This is a genomic window from Thomasclavelia cocleata (genome assembly GCF_900102365.1).
In the GTDB taxonomy this organism is placed as follows: domain Bacteria; phylum Bacillota_I; class Bacilli_A; order Erysipelotrichales; family Coprobacillaceae; genus Thomasclavelia; species Thomasclavelia cocleata.
Genome location: NZ_FOIN01000017.1, coordinates 7,736 through 28,660 on the forward strand (window position 1 = coordinate 7,736; position 20,925 = coordinate 28,660).

The 20,925-nt window shown below is 29.9% G+C and carries 22 protein-coding genes; 2 read left to right on the plus strand and 20 right to left on the minus strand.

Translation table 11 applies throughout. The features are described from left to right. The 15 genes from BMW96_RS07480 to BMW96_RS07550 all read right to left on the minus strand — a co-directional run. A partial coding sequence (locus tag BMW96_RS07480) for a discoidin domain-containing protein (RefSeq protein WP_092354073.1) occupies positions 1-4,403 on the minus strand: 4,403 nt, incomplete at its 3' end. Between the two features lie 210 nt (positions 4,404-4,613). Further along, complete coding sequence (atpC, locus tag BMW96_RS07485) at positions 4,614-5,012, minus strand: ATP synthase F1 subunit epsilon (RefSeq protein ID WP_092354075.1); 399 nt, start codon at positions 5,010-5,012, stop codon at positions 4,614-4,616. Continuing rightward, positions 5,005-6,411 carry a F0F1 ATP synthase subunit beta gene (gene atpD, locus BMW96_RS07490; protein ID WP_092354077.1) on the minus strand — a complete coding sequence of 469 codons (1,407 nt, stop codon included), beginning with the start codon at positions 6,409-6,411 and terminating at the stop codon, positions 5,005-5,007. The genes atpC and atpD overlap by 8 nt, the downstream gene beginning before the upstream one ends. An 11-nt stretch (positions 6,412-6,422) precedes the next feature. After that, positions 6,423-7,280 carry an ATP synthase F1 subunit gamma gene (gene atpG / locus BMW96_RS07495; protein WP_092354079.1) on the minus strand — a complete coding sequence of 286 codons (858 nt, stop codon included), beginning with the start codon at positions 7,278-7,280 and terminating at the stop codon, positions 6,423-6,425. Between the two features lie 6 nt (positions 7,281-7,286). Further along, a complete protein-coding gene (atpA, locus tag BMW96_RS07500) occupies positions 7,287-8,810 on the minus strand; it encodes a F0F1 ATP synthase subunit alpha (protein WP_092354081.1) in 1,524 nt (507 codons plus the stop codon). A gap of 9 nt (positions 8,811-8,819) precedes the next feature. Continuing rightward, positions 8,820-9,353 (minus strand): F0F1 ATP synthase subunit delta, encoded by a 534-nt coding sequence (locus BMW96_RS07505; protein WP_092354083.1) that lies wholly within the window; start codon positions 9,351-9,353, stop codon positions 8,820-8,822. Further along, positions 9,353-9,853: a F0F1 ATP synthase subunit B gene (gene atpF, locus BMW96_RS07510; protein ID WP_092354085.1), complete on the minus strand. Its 501-nt coding sequence runs from the start codon at positions 9,851-9,853 to the stop codon at positions 9,353-9,355. The genes BMW96_RS07505 and atpF overlap by 1 nt, the downstream gene beginning before the upstream one ends. Positions 9,854-9,875: 22 nt before the next feature. After that, positions 9,876-10,103 (minus strand): ATP synthase F0 subunit C, encoded by a 228-nt coding sequence (gene atpE / locus BMW96_RS07515; RefSeq protein WP_003535296.1) that lies wholly within the window; start codon positions 10,101-10,103, stop codon positions 9,876-9,878. A gap of 72 nt (positions 10,104-10,175) precedes the next feature. Continuing rightward, positions 10,176-10,835 (minus strand): F0F1 ATP synthase subunit A, encoded by a 660-nt coding sequence (locus tag BMW96_RS07520; RefSeq protein ID WP_092354087.1) that lies wholly within the window; start codon positions 10,833-10,835, stop codon positions 10,176-10,178. A 22-nt stretch (positions 10,836-10,857) separates the two neighbouring features. Continuing rightward, positions 10,858-11,211 carry an ATP synthase subunit I gene (locus tag BMW96_RS07525; RefSeq protein ID WP_092354089.1) on the minus strand — a complete coding sequence of 118 codons (354 nt, stop codon included), beginning with the start codon at positions 11,209-11,211 and terminating at the stop codon, positions 10,858-10,860. Beyond that, on the minus strand, positions 11,208-11,414 hold the full coding sequence (locus BMW96_RS07530) for an AtpZ/AtpI family protein (RefSeq protein ID WP_092354091.1): 207 nt from the start codon (positions 11,412-11,414) through the stop codon (positions 11,208-11,210). The genes BMW96_RS07525 and BMW96_RS07530 overlap by 4 nt, the downstream gene beginning before the upstream one ends. A gap of 146 nt (positions 11,415-11,560) precedes the next feature. Then, positions 11,561-12,184, minus strand: coding sequence for a uracil phosphoribosyltransferase (gene upp / locus BMW96_RS07535; RefSeq protein WP_092354093.1), 624 nt, complete (start codon positions 12,182-12,184; stop codon positions 11,561-11,563). 14 nt (positions 12,185-12,198) lie between these two features. Beyond that, positions 12,199-13,437 carry a serine hydroxymethyltransferase gene (locus BMW96_RS07540; RefSeq protein WP_092354095.1) on the minus strand — a complete coding sequence of 413 codons (1,239 nt, stop codon included), beginning with the start codon at positions 13,435-13,437 and terminating at the stop codon, positions 12,199-12,201. A gap of 1 nt (position 13,438) precedes the next feature. Continuing rightward, entirely contained in the window at positions 13,439-13,882 is a 444-nt protein-coding gene (gene rpiB / locus BMW96_RS07545) for a ribose 5-phosphate isomerase B (protein WP_092354097.1), read from the minus strand. Further along, positions 13,879-14,484, minus strand: coding sequence for an L-threonylcarbamoyladenylate synthase (locus BMW96_RS07550; protein ID WP_092354099.1), 606 nt, complete (start codon positions 14,482-14,484; stop codon positions 13,879-13,881). The genes rpiB and BMW96_RS07550 overlap by 4 nt, the downstream gene beginning before the upstream one ends. 258 nt (positions 14,485-14,742) lie before the next feature. Between BMW96_RS07550 and BMW96_RS07555 the strand changes: the two genes are divergently transcribed. Beyond that, positions 14,743-15,183 (plus strand): hypothetical protein, encoded by a 441-nt coding sequence (locus BMW96_RS07555; RefSeq protein ID WP_092354101.1) that lies wholly within the window; start codon positions 14,743-14,745, stop codon positions 15,181-15,183. Positions 15,184-15,228: 45 nt separating this feature from the next. Here the strand turns inward: BMW96_RS07555 and BMW96_RS07560 are convergent, their stop codons facing one another. Further along, positions 15,229-15,531: an MGMT family protein gene (locus tag BMW96_RS07560; RefSeq protein ID WP_092354103.1), complete on the minus strand. Its 303-nt coding sequence runs from the start codon at positions 15,529-15,531 to the stop codon at positions 15,229-15,231. 171 nt (positions 15,532-15,702) lie between these two features. Between BMW96_RS07560 and BMW96_RS07565 the strand changes: the two genes are divergently transcribed. After that, on the plus strand, positions 15,703-16,140 hold the full coding sequence (locus BMW96_RS07565) for a hypothetical protein (RefSeq protein ID WP_092354105.1): 438 nt from the start codon (positions 15,703-15,705) through the stop codon (positions 16,138-16,140). A 274-nt stretch (positions 16,141-16,414) separates the two neighbouring features. Here the strand turns inward: BMW96_RS07565 and BMW96_RS07570 are convergent, their stop codons facing one another. The 4 genes from BMW96_RS07570 to BMW96_RS07585 form a co-directional block, all read right to left on the minus strand. After that, positions 16,415-16,873: a helix-turn-helix transcriptional regulator gene (locus BMW96_RS07570; RefSeq protein ID WP_092354107.1), complete on the minus strand. Its 459-nt coding sequence runs from the start codon at positions 16,871-16,873 to the stop codon at positions 16,415-16,417. 474 nt (positions 16,874-17,347) lie between these two features. Further along, positions 17,348-18,826 carry an LTA synthase family protein gene (locus tag BMW96_RS07575; RefSeq protein WP_092354109.1) on the minus strand — a complete coding sequence of 493 codons (1,479 nt, stop codon included), beginning with the start codon at positions 18,824-18,826 and terminating at the stop codon, positions 17,348-17,350. 120 nt (positions 18,827-18,946) lie between these two features. Further along, complete coding sequence (gene cps2T / locus BMW96_RS07580) at positions 18,947-20,104, minus strand: beta 1-4 rhamnosyltransferase Cps2T (RefSeq protein ID WP_092354111.1); 1,158 nt, start codon at positions 20,102-20,104, stop codon at positions 18,947-18,949. Positions 20,105-20,160: 56 nt separating this feature from the next. Further along, positions 20,161-20,871 (minus strand): hypothetical protein, encoded by a 711-nt coding sequence (locus BMW96_RS07585; RefSeq protein WP_092354113.1) that lies wholly within the window; start codon positions 20,869-20,871, stop codon positions 20,161-20,163. Positions 20,872-20,925: the final 54 nt, after the last annotated feature.

Below are 20,925 nucleotides of genomic sequence, written 5' to 3' on the forward strand. Positions count from 1 at the left end.
GCATTGAATTCAGTTACTACTGCTGGTACTACTTTATCTAATTGTTCTTCTGTTACATTACCTGCCATTTCAACTGCAATTTGTAATGCTGTTTTACTTACTGCTGTTTCTTCTGCTTTTACTAAAGCTTCTTTAGCTTCTTGTAATACTGTTATAGCATTATCTACTTCTTCTTGTGTTGCATTTACATTATACAAGACATCCTTTGCTTCATTCATTGCTTTTAATAATTCTTTATAGCTGGCACTTGTATATTCATTTTCATTTAATTCTTTTGCTTTTTGCAACTCTATAGATAAATTACTATAATCAGTTAATGCTTCTTTGTTCTTATATAAACTTATTTCAGCTATTGCACCAAATATATTTTCATTTGCTGCACTTGTTCCATAAGAACTGTTAATATTTATTCTTAAATAACGGGCAGTTATAGTATTTTCAAATTCAATCATAGTTGTACCATCTTTTTTCATTGTACCGCTATTAATTTCATGCCAGTTTTCACTATCATCACTTATCTCAATAGTATAATCTCTAATACTTCCATTACCATTACGACTTATATATTCTAATTTATCAAATTTCACACTGTCATTTAAATCTATTTTTAACCAGTGTGGACACTCTGGTTTACCACCTAAATATTGAGTATGCCAGAAAGTTGAAGGATTATCATCTATTGCATATTGAGCTGGACCTTCATTAGATGGTCCACCAGTTTCAACTGAATCCGCAGTTGCCTGCCAGGCTGTCTTATCAAGTTTAATATCACCATCAGCTAATTGATATTGATTATATTGTTGTTTAATTTCATCATAACCAAGTGCTCGATTAAGAACTTGAATATCTCCAACATTAGCATTGAAATTACTATCCCCTAATAATACTTCACCATAATTGAATTGTATTTGTTCATTTTGTTGATAAGAAGTTGTTGCAAGTTCACCATCTATATACATTTTTACCATTCCATTTAGTTCTCTAGTAACAGTAATATAATGTAAATTTCCATCATTAACTTTTCCAGTTTCTTCAGTTACAGTAGATGTAGGAACATAACTTTCTGTACCGAATCTACCATTTGCTTTTTCTACTACTGTAGTAATATTTTGTTTAGAAGACAATGTTGTTGTTGCATCTTGATAAACTACATAACCTTCTTTATCAATGCTTAATGTGTAACCATTATCTTGTTTTAAAATATTACTATTTTTATCAGATGTTTGAATAAGCATTGAAATACTGTAATCTTTAGTATTTGAATCAAATACATTGCTTGTATTTAATTTATAGCTATTATCTAATTTTAATAACTGTTGTTCATTTCGATTAAATGTTTGAGTTTCTACTTTAGCTCCATCAACTAGATCATCATTATTTTCTACTTTTGAAATAATATAATCTTGGTAAGCTTTAAAAGAAACAGTCTTACTTATACCTACTCCATTTAATCCTTTTAAATTATCAATTTCCAAATCAATATTACTATCTTTTATTAATTCTTCACTAGTTTTAATCTCAATTGTGTGATAATCAGCTAAAATATTTGCTTCATCTGCTTTTTTACCATTAACAGTGAATTTATTTGCATCTTCAATTCTTTTATTAAATTTAATTCTAATTGTATTTTCATCAATATTCTTTACATACTCTATTGCTGGTACTTCTGTATCCTTTAAACCATATTGATAAATAATTGTTTGATAAGGTTCTAATGTAACAGTGACCTCATCACCATAACTTACTGTTTGATTACTAATTTCTGATGTATATGGTAAAATTTGAGTTTGTCTTAAATTTTCCATATTTGTTGGTACCCCAACTAAATTATTTAAAGTCAAAGTATATGTCTTAGTTGTATTAGTTGGATTTCTAAAAGATACTATTCCCTCATCATTATTCCATGATGAATATCCATATACAGACTTTTGTTTTGGAGCATTACCAAATAATTTTGCATTTTTTAAAATATGATAATTATTTTGTGTAAACTCTAATACATCAGCTGTTACTTGCCATTTTTGCTCATCCATAATACTTGGTGAGAAGTACAATTCCCAAAAAGCTGTTCCACGTACTGCGTTTGACATTAAATATTGACGGAACTCATCTGTTGTCATAGTAACATTAGCTGATACCCCATAAATTGGATCATGATTATAAATATTTTTTAATGGGAACTGTAATTGTGCAGTTCTTACATTAGTAAAGTAAATATTATCACGTCCACTAATCATTCTTTGTGCAGAAGTTCCACCATTTGTAGAATCAAATTCATTATCTCCTGCATTTTGCATCCATACAGTATTTACCCATTGAAGCATCCATGGACTTGGATTAACATAACAAGTTGCATTTATAAATAACCCTTTACCTTCTTTTACTCTTTGAGCCCTCATTGCTTCAAAGGTATCAGTCCAGCTTTCCCATAAATCACTAGTAAAATACATATTGTTATAACCACCAACCATATGATCATGATCTTCTTGAACACATGGACGAGAAGCAAAACCATCTAGTTTCCAATAATCAATATCAAAACGTTCTTGATAGTCAGTAAATAAAGTTGTCAAGTTTTGAATATATTTTTTTGAACCTGTACAAATTACTTTCCCTAATGCAGCAGTAGGATGTACATATCCAGTATCAGAACTTTCAATATATTGTGAGAATGTTCCTTGTAATTCATATCCTCCCTGTGGCCCTAACCAAACTCCAAAACTTGAATCAAAATTAGCAGCCATTTGTTTAGCAGTATAAAATTCATTTGGAAATTTATCATTAAATTCCCAGAATCCAGTTTGGTTATAAGATAAACCTGAACGTCCTTCATCTATTCCTGTATAAGTAGGATCATTATAGTTATTCCATCCATCATCTACTACATAAGAATCTAATGGTTCTATACCATTTTGTGCCAATCCTTTTTCTGAACCAAAGAAAGATTTTTCAATACTTTCATCAGTAATAGCCATTCGATTATCATACCATGAATTATATTGTTTTCTAAAATCAGTTTTAGTTGCAATACTATCAATGTATGAAAAGAAGTCTGTTTGGACAACATCCATTTCTGTTCCCTGAGCTGCCCCTACAACATTAGGCCAGGTAACCATCTTACCATCAGTTGTTAATTTATTTTCTTCTCTCAATTGTTTTAACGTTTTTCCAGAATAATAACGTATTTGCATTTGATTGTTATCTACTTTTGTATCAGTAGCTGGGAATTCTGATCCAAAAAACATTCCTTGAGCATATATTGGCTGCCCAAGCAGCATTTCAGTCTCTTGAAAACTATATGCTCCTGCATTTACTTTGAAATCATCTGGCCTTGACCATACTCCTTTAGTATCTTCAGATAACTCAAAATGATCAAGATCAATATAATCTATTTTAGCTTCTTCTTCCTGATCAACTTTAGTTTCTAAATAGCTTCTCATAAAATGATCTTCATTTTCCATAACTACGATATAGTTAATATCCCAATTTATGTCATTGAACTCATATGGTTCAAATTCAAAAACTAATTTTTTACCAGCATCAATATCATCTACTTTAATATTTTCTATTTTTAAATCACTTGTTTTAATTTCTGTCTGCTGTTCAGGCGCTTTAACATACGCATCCTCATATAATCTAAATTCAGCTCCACAGAAAGTTGCTAGACTGCTTAATGAACAAGATTTTGTTATTAATCTAACATACTGTGCTGTATATTCTTGATCAAAATTTGCATATACTAGATCTGCTACATTATATACTCCATTAACCACATGTAAATTATAATCTTCTCTTGTAAACTCTCCACTACCTGCATCTAACCAGTTGCTTCCATCTGTACTAACCTGTAACTCGTATTCACCAATGGTTCCATTTATTCCCCAGGCAGGATTGCTGTTTCCAACTCTTTTTTGAAAAGAAAAAGATTTAAATGTTTCTTCTTTTCCTAAATCAACTGTTAAAACATAAGGAAAATTAGTTGATGTATCATAATATTCTGTTTCAGTTTTATCATCTCCATCAAATAAATTCTTAGCATCTATTTCCTTGCTGCTTCCCTGTCCTGTTACATGACCTTTCCATGTACTACGATCAATTTCCCTAACAGGATTTACATCTGTATCTTCTACAGGCACAATTGTATTAATTAAAAAGTCTTCTGAACCTGTTTGTGGAATTAATGTTTCCCCTATTCTTTTATTTACTAAACTGGTTGTTTGTAAAATATCATCATGAATTGAAAACTCTCTAGAAATATATTCATTTTCAATACTAATTTTCTCGCTGTCTTGATTTACTTCAACACCATTTTTTGCATATACACCCTCTGGAATATATTGAAAGAGCAGTGAAATAACCAACGCTGATGAAAAAACTCTTTTCAAATCCTTTCTCTTTAGCATAATTTCCCTCCTAATATAGTTTTTTAGCCACTAATCTTTCATTCGACTGCCCTCCTTCTTTAATTGTTAGCGGTTTCATATATAATTATATAGAGTTTACTATTTTTAGGTCTTTATATTATTTAGTGATTTTTTTGCTCTTTTTATTTTATAAAACAATTTATTATGTTATATAAATAAAAAATCCAACTCAAATATGAGCTAGATTTTTTATAATCCCTTAACATTTATTCTAGTAATCGCTTTTTTAAGAGCAATTTCTGCTCTTAATAAATCTGTTTGTTCAGTTACTTCTTTAATTCTCTGTTCAGCTCTACGTTTAGCTTCTTTAGCACGATTTAAATCAATCTCTTCTTTAGATTCAATTGAATTAGCAATCACTTTTGTTTCATCATCATTGACATATATAAATCCACCACCAACAGCAAATTCATAACGCTGTTTATCAATGATATAACTCATCTGTGATATTTCAACTCCACTTGCAAGAGGCATATGATGAGCTAAAATTCCCACTTGTCCTGCTGTAGTACGAAGATTTAATTGATCAACTTCCACTTCCTGGTAGATACCACCTGGTGTTACTATCTTAAGCTTAAATTTAGTCATTTGCTAATGTCTTCGCTTTTTCAATTGCTTCTTCAATTGTACCTACATTGTGGAATGCTTGTTCTGGTAAATCATCATGCTTACCTTCTAGAATTTCTTTGAATCCTTTAATAGTATCAGCAACACGGACATATTTACCATCCATACCAGTAAACTGACTAGCAACTGTAAATGGTTGTGATAAGTAGTTACGAACACGACGAGCCCGAGCTACTGTTAATTTATCTTCTTCACCTAACTCATCCATTCCTAAAATAGCAATAATATCTTGTAATTCCTGGAAACGTTGCAAAATCTGTTGTACCCCATGAGCTACCTCATAATGTTCAGTTCCTACAACTAATGGATCTAACGCTCTTGATGAAGAATTTAACGGATCTACGGCAGGATATATTCCTAGCGCCGCAATTGAACGATCTAATACTACCTTAGCATCAAGATGGGCAAAAGTTGTTGCTGGAGCAGGATCAGTTAAATCATCAGCTGGTACATATACAGCTTGAACTGAAGTAATAGATCCCTTTTTAGTTGATGTAATACGCTCTTGTAAAGCTCCCATTTCAGTTGCTAAAGTCGGCTGATACCCAGCTTGTGATGGCACCCGACCAAGTAATGCTGATACTTCAGAACCAGCTTGAGTAAAACGGAAAATATTATCAATAAATAATAAAACATCCTGCCCTTGTTCATCACGGAACTCTTCTGCCATTGTAAGACCAGTAAGAGCTACTCTTAAACGAGCTCCTGGGGGTTCATTCATTTGTCCAAACACTAGTGTTGTTTTAGATAAAACCCCACTTTCTTTCATTTCATAATATAAATCATTTCCTTCACGGCTACGTTCACCAACTCCAGCAAATACTGATAAACCACCATGTTCAGTAGCGATATTATTAATAAATTCTTGAATTAATACTGTTTTACCTACTCCAGCACCACCAAATAATCCAATCTTACCACCCTTAATAAATGGACAGATCAAATCAACCACTTTAATCCCAGTTTCAAGGATTTCAGTTTCTGTTCTTTGTTCAGCATATGTTGGTGCAGAACGGTGAATTGGCATTTTCTTAGCATTATCACCTAATGCTTCTTTACCATCGATTGGTTGTCCTAAAACGTTGAACATTCTTCCTAATGTGTCATTGCCAACAGGTACAGAAATTGGATTTCCAGTATTAAGAGCATCCATTCCTCTTTTTACCCCATCAGTTGGTCCCATTGCAACACAACGAACAACATCATCCCCGATGTGTTGAGCAACTTCAACCACTAGAAGTTCATCACCATTTTGAATTTCAATCGCCGTATTTAATGCTGGTAAGTTTTTATCACCATCAAATTGGATATCAATTACTGGCCCTTTGGCACTAATTATTTTACCAATATTTTGTGACATACGGCACCTCCTTATTGTGCATTAGCTCCAGCCACAATTTCACTAATTTCATTAGTAATTGCAGTTTGACGAGCTTGATTGTATTTTAATAATAATTGTTCTGTAAGTTCATCGGCATTATCATTAGCATTTTCCATTGATGTTCTTCTAGCAGCATTTTCACTTGTAGCCGATTCAATAATATAACCATAAATTACTGCTTGAAGATACATTGGAATTAAACTATCTAATACTTCCTCTGGACTTGGTTCAAATAATGTTGATTTTTTTGAGATTTCGATATGATCAAAATCACTTGGATCAACTGGTAATAACGTAACAATTCTTGGTCTAAATGTTAAGTTATTAACAAATTCAGTATAAACAATCTTAATTTTACTAATTTCTTTTTGACGATACATATTTGTTAATTCTACAACTAACTTAGTTACATCTTTAAAATCAAAAGTTGTATTTAAATCATCAAATTTATGATCTGTTACCCCTTGATGATTCTTTAATAAATAGCTAGTTGCTTTTGAACCAATACTATAAACATAATCACCTGGTTTAATAACACCCTTAATTTCTTTAAAAATATTAGCATTATATCCACCACAAAGTCCTAGACTTGAAGCAATAACAATAAACACTTCTTTTTCAATCTCTTTATTTTCAACTAAATAAACACTATCATTATTACCCTTACAGTTAGCTAAGATTTCTGCTACCATTTGAGCAACATTAGTATAATAAGGTTTTGATTGTTCTAACTGATTTCTTGTTTTACGAAGCTTAGAAGTTGCGACTAATTCCATTGCTTTAGTAATTTTTTTAGTCGATTCAACTGATTTAATTCTACGCTTAATTTCTTGCATTCCTCCAGGCATAGTAAACTACCCCTTTGTTTGAGTCTTTTCAAATTGTGTTACAAAAGCACTCATAACATCTTTCATGCGTTTTTCTAAATCAGCAGAGATAGCTTTTTGTTCATTGATTTCATCAATAATATCCCTTTGAGTCATATTGATATGTTCAACTAATTGATCCATAAAAGCAGCTACTTGCTCTACTTCTAAAGTTTTAGTAAATCCATATTTTAAAGCAAACAATGTGATTACTTGTGTAGATACAGTACGAGGCGAATATTGTGCCTGCTTTAAGACTTCACGCACTTTAGCCCCATGATCTAAAGTAGCTTTAGTTGCTGCATCTAAATCAGAACCAAATTGGGCAAATGCCTGCATTTCTGCATATTGTGCTAATTCAAGTTTTAATGAACCTGAAACTTGTTTCATCGCTTTAATTTGGGCAGCTGAACCAACTCGGCTTACTGAAAGCCCAGTATCTATTGCTGGTCTAAATCCTGCATTAAATAATTCTTGTTGTAAGAAAATTTGCCCATCTGTAATTGAAATTACGTTAGTTGGAATATATGCAGAGATATCTCCAGCTTGAGTTTCAATAATTGGTAAAGCGGTAATTGATCCTCCACCATTTTCTTCGTTTAAACGACAAGCTCTTTCTAATAATCTTGAATGTAAATAGAAAACATCTCCAGGATATGCTTCACGTCCTGGTGGTCTTTTTAATAATAATGATACAGTACGATAGGCTACGGCATGTTTAGATAAATCATCATAAACAATTAAAACATCTTTACCTTGGTCTAACCATTCTTCAGCAATTGCACATCCTGCATATGGTGCAATATATTGCACTGGTGCAAGTTCACTAGCAGATGCTGATACAACAGTTGTATATTCCATCGCACCACCTTTACGTAACTTTTCAACAATTTGAGCAACAGTTGAATTCTTTTGTCCAATTGCTACATAAACACAATAAATATCTTGATCCTTTTGATTTAAAATAGTATCAATTGCAATTGCAGTCTTCCCTGTTTGGCGGTCTCCAATAATCAACTCACGTTGCCCACGACCGATTGGAATGATTGCATCAATCGAAGTAATTCCAGTTTGTAGCGGCTGATCAACTGACTTTCTTGTCATAACCCCACTAGCAACTCTTTCAATTGGGCGAGTATGTGCTGTAATGATTTCTCCATTACCATCAATTGCTTGTCCTAAAGGATTTACAACTCGACCTAACATCTCATCTCCAACTGGTATTTCCATAATCTTTCCAGTACGTTTAACTTCGTCTCCTTCTTTAATCGTACTTTCAGATCCAAGTAGTACGGCTCCAACACAATCTTCGTCTAAGTTCATTACCATCCCATAAACATCATTAGGGAAGGCAAGTAATTCACCTAGCATGGCATTATCTAAACCATGAATTAAACTAACACCATCTCCAACAGTCATGACTGTTCCGACATCTTTAAGTTCGATTATATCATCAAAGTGCTTAATTTGTTCTTTAATTAGAGCACTAATTTCATCTGGTCTAAGCCCCACTATTTTCACCTACTTTCTTAATAGTTCTTTTTTCAATAATGCAACTTTGTTTTTGATAGAGCCATCAAAAACACGATTATTTATTTCGACTTTAATTCCACCAATTAATGATGAATCCTTAACTACTCTTAAATGAATCGTTTTATTTTCTTTTTTACTCAAAGCCTTTTCTACTACCTTAACTTCTTTTGCACTAATATCATAGTTAGCATATAAAATACCTTCTAAGATTCCAAAATGCTCATTAGTTAACGCTTTAAATGCTTCAATAATTTCCATAACGTAACGCATTCTTCTTTTTCTAACTAAAAGCTTTAAAAAATTAACAACATAATCATTAACTTGTCCTTTAAAACTTTTATCAAGCAATGCACATTTAGCTTCATCTTCTATTAAAACATGACTAAAGAACGGAACAAAACTTGGATCACTTTCAAAAACATTTCTAATTAAATCAATATCTTTAGAATATGCCTCAATTTGATTCATCTCTTTCGCTAAATCAAATAGTGACTCAGCATATCTTATGGCTATTGCATTCATTAGTTAACCACTTCTTCAACAAAGTCTTCAACTAAAGCTTTGTTTGTTTTTGTATCCATTTCTTTGTTCATAACTTTACTAGCTACATCAATCGCAACTTCAACAATTTCTTGTTTCATTGCTGCTTTTGCTTGCACCTTTTCAGCTTCAATCTCACGACGTGCTTGATCAAGTTTAGCTTTATATTCCTGATTAGCTTGTTCTTGGATTGTCGCTTTAGTTTTTAAAGCATCTTCTTTAGCTAAATTAACAATTTCACGATATTGAACTGCAGCTTGGCGTGCTTGTTCTTCACTTTCTTCCATCAGTTTTCTAGCTTTTTCATTCATATCTTTAGCTTCGTTTACAGTTCCTTCAATAAATTCTGCTCGTTTTGCAAAATAGTTTTGTACAGGAACCCATAAATACTTTTTAAAGACAAAAAGTAAAACCCCTGTTGAAAGTAATTGAATAATAATTGTAGTTACATTAGGGAATAATTTCGATGCTATATCTGGCATATTTATTCCTCCTCAGTTTGTATTAATATACGAATAATAATATTAATGAAATTAATAAACCATAGATAGCTGCAGTTTCAGTTAATGCGATTCCTAAAATCATTAATGTTCTAATTTTACCTTCCATTTCAGGATTTCTACCTAAAGCTTCTACTGCTTTACTAGCACAAATCCCTTCTCCGATACCTGTTCCTAAACCAGCACATACTGCAATACCTGCACCGATTGCAATTAAACCTACATCTGTCATAATTTAAATTTCCTCCAATATTTCTATATATTTTTTGTAATTTATATCTAACTAGTATCACTAGATTAGAGCTTATTCATCATCTTCGTTTTCCATCATGATCAAGATCGATGATAAGGTTACGAAAACTAATGTTTGGATACACCCTGCAAAAATATCAAAATAACAATGGAATACAGGGGCAATGATTGGACCTAAAAAGTTAAAGTTGATTACATGAAATGAAATCCATGCTGTAAACTGGTAAATCAAGGTCATTAAAATTGAACCACTTAAAATATTTCCAAATAAACGCATTGAAATTGAAATTAATGGTGATAGCACACTTAAAATATTAGTTGGGGGCCATACTGTATCCCACACATATTTAAAAAATCCTTTTTTCTTCAATGCATTATATTGAATCAATACAAACGTAATAAATGTCATTGCAAAAGTAATAGAGTAATTAGATGTTGGTGCTTCAAAACCAATTAAACTTGATAAGTTACTGATCAATATATAACAAAACACCATGGCAAAGTATGGATAATAATTTTTAGCAAACTTTTTTGGCATAATTGTTTTCATATAATCATCAATTGCTTTAACACCAGTTTCAACAACTAATACAATTCCTTTTGGCTTGACGGTTGGATCAGCTAACGCTACCTTTTTACCAGCATAAACAAAGAAGATTCCTAAACAAACCATAATGATTAGTGAATAAATTAATTCTACTTGAATTGCCACTCATTTCACCTCCTTAAAATATTTAGCGTTTTATATATCCTAAAATATTAATTGTAATCTTCGTTACAAAATAACCAAAGAAAACACTAATTAAACTAAAAGTATTATCAAATTTAATTGCTAACATAAACCCTGCAATATATAACAACATTTTTGCTACAAACATTATTACAACAAAACGAATTGTCTGACCCATTTTTAGAATCATGTCACTCATTACTATAATAATGTAAAATGATAAAACACTAACTGCATATCCTAAGATAAATCCTAATGGATAACTAACCTGTTTTAGGACAAATCCCAAAATACTAAAAATAATTAATCCGCCAATAAATACTTTTACGGATTGTTTTAAAACGTCTTTTTCGTTCATTCTTTACCTGCTCCTAAAAGTATTTTAATAACGTAGCCAAAGGCTAAAAATAATAAAATTAGTAGAATCACTGGTTGGGTATTGAACTGCTTATCTAGCCATAATCCAACAATTACAGCAAACAAAAATATTCCAATTACTTGAAACCCTAATTGTAAGCAAAAGAATAAATCCTTTAATAATTTCTTTTTTTCTTTATCCATAATACCTCTTGTATTCTACTATAGTCTCTTGATTATGTAAACTTATTATAACCACTCACAAAAATCACTTTACATCATAATAATTTATTTTTTAAGCAAATAGTAAGTTGACTTATAAATAATATGTTAATAATGTGTCTTAAATATTAATCTGTACCAAATAACCGATCTCCAGCATCTCCAAGACCTGGAACAATATATCCATGCTCATTAAGTTTTTCATCAAGTGTTGCTAAAATAAGTTCAACATCAGGATGATCTTCTTCAATCATCTTCACACCTTCTGGTGCTCCAACTAAACAAACCAAACGAATATCTTTTGCCCCACGAGCTTTAATATTAGTAATAGCAGCACTCGCACTACCACCAGTAGCAAGCATTGGATCAACAATAATTACAATCGAATCTTCTAAACCACTAGGAAATTTAGCATAATATTCTTCTGGTATTAAAGTATCTTCATTTCGTGCCATTCCAATATGACCAATTTTAGCAGTTGGGATAATTCTTCTAAAACCATCTACTAAACCAATTCCTGCTCTTAAAATTGGTACTAAAATTATTTGCTTTTTTAATTCTTTTCCAATCATTGGACAAATTGGTGTCACAATTTCTTTATCTACTAGAGGTAACTCTTTTGTTACTTCATAAGCCATTAACATTGCAATTTCATCTAGATTATCTTTAAATACAATTGTTTTAGTATCTTTTTCACGCATAATTGTTAATTTATGATCAATTAATGCATGATTAAGTATGGTCGTTGCCATTTATTTTTCACTCCTTAAATGTATTTTATATCATGATACATTTCTATTTTATCAGTTAATGCTTTAACTCTTTTCAAGCATTCTTCTTTGATTTCATCAGTTTCTTCATTTTTTAAACGATAAGCAATAATCTTACCAACTTCTCTAAAATCTTCTTCCATAAACCCTTTAGTAGTCATTGCAGGGGTTCCAACCCTAATACCACTAGCTTTAAATGGTTTTTCGCTGTCGAATGGGATAGCGTTTTTATTTGCAGTAATATTAATTTCATCTAATAAACGTTCCGCTTTTTTACCAGAAATACCACAACTTGCTTTAACATCAATTAAAATCAAGTGATTATCAGTCCCATCTGCTACTAATCTAAATCCTTCTTCTTTTAAAACATTTTCTAATGTTTTAGCATTTTTTATTACTTGCATAGCATATTCTTTAAATTCCGGCTGCATTGCTTCATAAAAACAAGCTGCTTTAGCTGCAATTATATGCATTAAAGGTCCACCCTGCATCCCTGGAAAAACAGCTCTATCAATATCAGCAGCATACTTCTCTTTACACATAATTACTCCTCCACGAGGTCCTCGTAAGGTTTTATGAGTTGTAGTTGTTACTACATCTGCATGTGGAAAAGGTGAAGGATGCAATCCTGCTGCTACTAATCCTGCAATATGTGCCATATCAACCATAAATATAGCACCAACTTCATGAGCACATTTAGCCATAAATTCAAAATCAATTGTTCTTGAATAAGCACTTGCTCCAGCAACCACTAATTTTGGTTTGATTTCCTGACATTTTTTCTTAAAATCTTCATAATCGATTGTTTCAGTTTCTTTACTTACTCCATAACTATAAAAGTCATAATTAATTCCTGAATAATTTAATGGGTGTCCATGAGTTAAATGTCCCCCATCAGCCAACGACATTCCTAATACTTTGTCACCATGATTCAACAAAGCCAAATATACAGCTGTATTTGCTTGTGCTCCACTATGAGGTTGAACATTGGCATATTCAGCACCATAAATTTCACAAAGTCTTTCTTTAGCTAGTGTTTCGACTTCATCTACAAATTTACATCCACCATAATATCTTTTTCCTGGATAACCTTCTGCATATTTATTTGTTAATACTGTTCCTGCTAATTCTAATATTTCTGGTGAAACAAAGTTCTCAGATGCAATTAGCTCTATATTATTTCTTTGACGATTTAGTTCTCTTTCAACACTTTCAAACACTGCAATGTCTTTCATCTTATTCATCCCTTTCATAAGCCATCATTTTTGCAATTCTCTGATCATGACGACCACCTTCATATTCGCCTTCCAACCAGGCAGATAAAATTTCTATAGCTAAACCCTCGCCAATTACTCGTTGTCCCATGGCAATCATATTAGTATCATTATGAGCCCGAGTTGCTTTGGCACTAAATACATCATGGCACAAAGCACAACGAATACCTTTTACCTTATTTGCAGTAATACTTACACCAATACCAGTTCCACATACGACAATCCCCCTGTCACACATCCCACTAGCTACTGCTTTAGCTGCTTTTCCAGCATAATCAGGATAATCACAACTATCCTCACTGTATGTTCCAAAATCTTCTACCATATAACCATTAGTTTCTAGATAGTTTTTTAAAACTTCTTTTAATCTTAAACCACCATGATCACATGCAATTGCAATTTTCATTTAATTACCTCCGCTATTTGTTCTTTAGAAATATCACCTATTCTTAATATTTCCACTTTACCCTTACTTAAATCAACAATCGTACTTGCCCTTTTGCTGACACTTTCACCTTTAACTATCAAAGGAATTTTTCCATTAAATACTTTCATTACAGCTTTGTCATCAACAAGACTATCTTCCCCAGAAAGATTAGCACTAGTTACCAACATTGGCCCTGTCATATCTAATAATGACAAAACAAATGGATCATCAGGAATTCTGATTCCAATCGTATTTAATGATGCTGTAAAATAATCATCAATCTCTGGGCGTTTTTTTAAAATGATAGTGATCATCCCTGGCATAAAAGCGGTAATAATTTTTTTAGAAATTTCACTTACATAAGCATACTTTTCAATATCTTCTGCCTTACTAATCATCATAGAAATTGCTTTTCCCCTATCACGATGCTTTAAATCATATAATGCTTCTAAAGCCTGGTAAGAGCCAAATTTAACTCCCAAACCAAAAACAGTCTCAGTTGGAAAAGCTACAACTCGACTATCGCTAACTAATTTAGCAACTTGTTCAATAGCATCTTTTTCGACCGAAACTGTATACATGGAATCACCTCATTTGTCCCATTATACAATAAATATTTAAAAATTTGTAGCTATTTCGTAGATATTTTTTTTTACATTAATTTTAAAACAAGTATTATAATTAAAGATCTTGTTTGATACCCATATTAGATATAATATAGGCTTTTTTATATAATTGATAAGGAATATAAAACTAATACACCAAAATTATTTTTTTATAATATTTATAGTAGTTTCTTTTTTATTTTGATAGAATATATTAAGGAAAGGATTTTATTTATGAAAAAATTAGGGAAATTATTATTTGCATTAATATTATGTTTTAGTATTGTAGGATGTGGAGAAAGTAAAGATACAAAAGACTCTGCTGAAATAACTAAGGCTTTTAAAGAAATTGGTTATGAAACAAAAGCGGTTAAAGAAGATGGGGTTGATACACTTTCTTTTATTAAAGATGATAAGGGGATGACTAACCAATTTATTAGTTATTTTGAAGATAACAAACTACATTCAATAGCATATCTTTCATCACCTACTGATTCTAAAAATTATGACGATTTAACTATTGGTTTTATTTATGTATCTGACAATATTGATGAAAAAGACAAAGAAGTAGTTAAAATTAATAAGGATGTTGTTAAAACTGCTGAAACAATTTTAGAAAAAGTTGATCTAAGTCTTGATGAATTTATTAAATATGTTGAAGATATTCATAAATAAAAATTACTAAACCTATGTGATATCTATAAAGATATCACTTTTTCTTTACTCCATTATATGCCACTTACACCTTTTTAAATCTACATTTCCATTATCTTTAAAAATTACTCCTTCTTCCAATAATAAATCTCGTTGCTCAAACCAGCCTGGTACTAGTCGACCAGCACTATTAACAACACGATGACATGGATAATCTCCATACATTGAAGCATAACTTAATATTTTACCTACTAAGCGAGCATTTTGTGGTCGACCAATTAATATTGCAATTTGTTTATAACTAGCTACTTTCCCATGAGGGATCTCTGATACAATAGCTAAAACTTGAAAAATTAAATCCGTATCCATTACTTCATCCTCTTTTCTAAATACCCATAAATAATAATAACACTAATTAAAATAATTATAAAATCTGTTATATATTTAACTAATAAATTTTACAATTTCATTAGTTATTTTACTTTTTTCAACTATTAAGATATAATGTATTTTGGAACAAATACAAAGGATGGTAAATATATGAAAAAGTTTAGCAAGTTATTATTAGTTTTATTATTATGTTTTACATTTATTGGCTGCAGTAGCAAAAAAAATACTGCTGAAATCACTAAATTATTAAAAGATGCTGGTTATACAGTTAAATACAACAAAGATGACTATACAACTATAACTATTAGTGAATCTAAAAGCGGTAAAGATAAAAGTCAATTCATAGCATATGTAGAAAAAGATGATATTAGCTCAATTGCTTTTATTCAATTACCTGAAGATTCACAAAATTATGATGATATGATAATTGGTTATATTTATGCAAATGAAAAAAGTGATGCACAAGTAGATGATAAAGCACAAAAAGCATCTGAAAAAGTTTTGAAAAAATTAAATATTTCTATTGAAGAATTAACTGATTACTGCTTAGATGTTCATAAAGATGAGGGTAAATCATTAAAAGATTAATTTTTTAATCTTTCACATATAAACAAAATCATACAAGAAGAATAAAAAGTCAGGAGAAAAATTTCTCTTGGCTTTTTTATTCAGGAAATTCTTACATCATAACAATCAAGTTATATGTGTCTACATATTACTTTATTCATTTTTCTTATCCGTCCAATCCTTAATTTCCTTTTAACAAAATATTCTCTTTGCAGACAATATTTTTATTCATTAAAATAATATAACCAATGATTTATGATACTTAATCTTTACAAATCATTGGTTATATATTTCACTATTTTAAATTTTTTCGTTTTTTCCAAGTCTGATATAGAATGTCTTTTAATACCAGCATAGCATCCTGCTCACTATACTGATATTCTTGTTTTAGTTCATCAATCATTATGTTTATCCTACGTGCATAGTTTAGAGTGTTCACTTTCTGCTGATATTGAACTAAAATTGGAAATTTTTTCCCCCATGCAGATGTCCAATTAATCTTTTCTTCAATATTTTCATCTGTTTTTTCAATAATTTCTTGTATTTCATCTAATTCAACATCAAATTCGATTAAACTGTCCAACGAAATATTGTAGAGTCTTGCCATTTTCTTCGATTGATAAATATCTGGGATTGTTTCATTGGTTTCCCATTTAGAAATAGTCTGCCTACTTACTCCAAGTTTTTCAGCCACTTCTTCTTGTGATAAACCACATTTTTTCCTTGCATGAAATAAACTATTACCTAAATTCATCTTCATTCCTCCTATCAATTGACAGTTAAATTATAAAGAATGACAAAATAAAATTCCACCAATCATTTTTTACATTTTCGCCCGATAACTTTACAGTTGAATAATTAACAACAAAAAGTCTTAAATCTCCTACACTATTTACAACAAAGAAACCATTTACAAAAAAGTACAGATTTTATTGATACTGTAACAGTGTCATTTTCAATAAAGCAACTGTTCCTAGTACTATCATTAGACTAGAATTTAATCCATCAATCTTAATTTTTGTTAAAATAGAAGTTAATACTGCAAGAATAGCTAATAAAAGTATAAAAGCTACTTACATTATTTCACTACCTTTAATTGTTTCAAAACGCTCTAATATCAGATAATTCAAATCTTACTATTCTATAATTCTCTCAAATAAAATATTATATATACTTTACATTTATAAATAATAAGTGCAATAGTAAAATAACTTTCTCTAAAAAACAATTAATTTTTTAATTTTAGTATTTTTCGATTATAAAACTTTGAAGATTTCTGAACTTCTTCATTTAATTTTTCAAAACCTATTTCTTCTATTAAAGTTGCTTTATTAGAATATAAATTAGTTCCTAAACCCAGTTTATCACCATCAATTTTAGCTCCCATTGATGCCAAAATAGTTGGATATAAATCCATTGTACTAAATTCCCTATTTTTATCATTTATTGGTTTTAAAGTACTATTTATAATACAATTATATGGTGTTCTAATATAATCTTTATCAAGTTCAGTAAAAAATTTCTCTGACATACTATTATGATCCCCAGTAATTACTATTGTAGTATTTTCATACCATGGCTGACTTTTACACCACTCAATAAAATTATTTACTTGCCTAGACTGACATTCAATAACATTTGCATATTGGCTTTTATGATCTTCTTTACATAAATCGCATAAATATCCATCAGGTGTATGTGTATCGATAGTTGCAATCTCCATATTAAACGGTTTCCCTTCATCAGCTAGAAGTGATAAATCTTTTTTTGCTAGTTCAAATAATTTAGCATCTTCAATACCCCAAAACACAAAATAATCCTTTGATATTTCACCACTTTCAACAAAACTATCATAATCACGAATAATATAATTTCCATGTTGCTTATAAAAATTTGAAGTTCCACCAAAATCTGCTTTCGAGCCACACATAAATTCATTTACATATCCATTGTTCTCTAAAATTTCACCAATTGAATACGCTCCTGGTAAAAAAGCTCTATCTTCATCATAATCCGGACTCGTTAATGGCAAAGTTAATGGAATTCCCATATTTTGTGATACCTGAGAAGCAATTGTCCACTGAGTTCCATCAACAGTTTTGCTTCCTCCCAAATCATTATTATTAGAAAAACTAATATTTTCTTTAGCTAAAGTTGTTAATTCTGGAATATAATTAGTTGCTTTTTCATTTGCTATTTTAAGATTTGAATAAGTATTTTCTACTGATTCTAAATATAAATGAATCAAATTACGTTTTTCATTATTAAAACTGATATTCACTTCTTTAGGATCTACATAATATTTTTCATATATATCTGTTTCTTCAAATATGTTAAACATATACTTTATAAGATTATAGTTGTTAATTGTAAATATTAATGATCCAACTACTGCTAATATTCCTATTTTAATATAGTTGTTTCTCATAAATGAAAAAATTTGTTCTTTTCTTTTTTTAAAACAACAATGCAAATTAAAAATTATTAATGTCATTATTCCAGTAATTAATATGCTAAATGGGATTGTTGTAATGAACCAATCTAAATATATTCCATTATCTGTTCCTTCCATTGGAACTTTTAAATGAAAAACAATTTGACTAAATGTTTTTACTGAAAATGTTCTATTCCCCCAAATAACTGACATAATTATCAACACACTAATAAACAATAACACTGATCCAATTATATATTTTTTATTCTTCATTTTCTTAAACCTCTTTAAATTTTTTTATTTAAATACAATAAACATTTTACATGTCAAATATTACCAGAAAATGTATTAATAAAAAATAGGTTTCCTATATAAAACCTACTTTTAAAATTATTAAATTCTATTTAAAAACAACGCCTCATATTTATTTATAATTAAATCCCATGAATATCGATCTTGGATTATTTGTTTAGCTTCATTTCCTAATTTTTGAATATATTCATTAGAAAATGTCTCTACATTGTTTATAATATCTGCTAAACTATTTATTTGTTTTCCCCAATATATTGCTGCACTACTACCAACTTCAATATTAAAATCAACATTTAATAACAAATTAATTTTTGTTGTTGCCATAGCTTCTAATAATGATGGATTTGTTCCACCAACTGAATGTCCATGAATATACGCATAAGCATTTATTCTTATTGCCTTTAATAATTCCTGATCATATACAGTTCCTACAAATTTAATTCTTAAATCTTTTTCAAAATCTGTATTTTTTTTAAGATTATCATAAAATTTATTATTTTCAAGATTAGTAATAATTACCAAATCCTTTTTTGAATTGGAAATCATAAATTCCCTAATCATTATTTCAAAATTATTTTCTGGAACAAATCTTCCTACGATTAAATAATAATTATTTTTTTCTATTTTATTACTCTTATACCACTCATCTAGTTTTTCTTGATTTATCATAAAATTATTATCTATGTTAGCACCATAAGCAATATAGGTTGTATTTGGCTTATATTTTTTATAATCCTTTTTAATATAATTTTCAATGCCAACAGAATCACATATTGCCAGATCACAGTTTTTAATCATTAATCGCTCTGATAATTTCCAATATTTTTTTATAAAAATATTCCATTTAGCTCTTTTCCATTCATGACCATCTGGATTCACATACAAAAAACAATCTAACTTATGTAATTGTTTTTTATAATGATTTATAAATGGTCCAATTCTACATGCCAATATATATACAATTGATCCATTTAAATTATTTGTTTTAATATACTTCATTACTTCTTTAAGTGCATAAAGATCGTACAAAACAGCTTTTGCTGGACCAATATCTGGTACACTTACTTTAAAACATCTTGCATTATTGTATTGAAACTCCTCATTATTCTCCCCCATACAAGCTACATGATACTTTATTTCTTTATTTATCTTATTTTCTGTTAACTTTTCTACAAATGTTTCAAAACCACCATAATTTGCTGGAATACCTTTGGATCCAATTATAAATACATTTTTCATATTTACCTCCATTTAATAAAAAGACTTGGCAAAAAGCCAATCTTTTTATTTATGTTTTATTCAACTGGTTGAGGATATTTAATAATAAAACCTCTAAAAATTCCTTTTCTATTTTCATTACAACAATCAAAAGTATATGAATATCCTAATGAATCACTATAATCTAATCTTCCATCTGTTGCATGTTCTGGATCACCTAAAATATTATAGAACTTATGCAGATTTACTTTTCCATCCATTTTAAATGTATAATCTTCAGTAACTACTTCAACTGAGTTAAAAACTTTTTCATAATCAAATGAAGATAAACCATCATATTTTACTTCAATCTGGGTTACTTTTGCTTGTGCTACTGAAATTTCTTTATCAAAATCATTTTTGTATCTAACTGGAAAACGTTGTGATTCTCCATCTTCTGTTTCAACATTAAGATAAGCAACCATAGCAGATATTCCATTTGCATCTATTTCTTCATCTTCTACTGAATTTCCAGTATCATTCAATGTAACAGTTCCTAATTGACTTAAATAGTTAGCATATTCACCAACAGTTTCAGGAATAGAAAAGTTTTTATCTTCAATTGTAAAATATTTGATTAAACCTTGTGACTCTTGAAAATCATCTACTGTTTTAATATCAACATTTACTTCCTCAACATCATTATCTTTTTTATCAGCTTTATCATCTTTTTCATCTAATTTGCTACATCCAGTTAATCCTAAAATAAGTCCTGATGTAATAACCAAAGTACATAGTTTTTTTAACATTTTATTTTCCTCCATGTCACATAACACATCTATATATTACACTAATTTTAATTT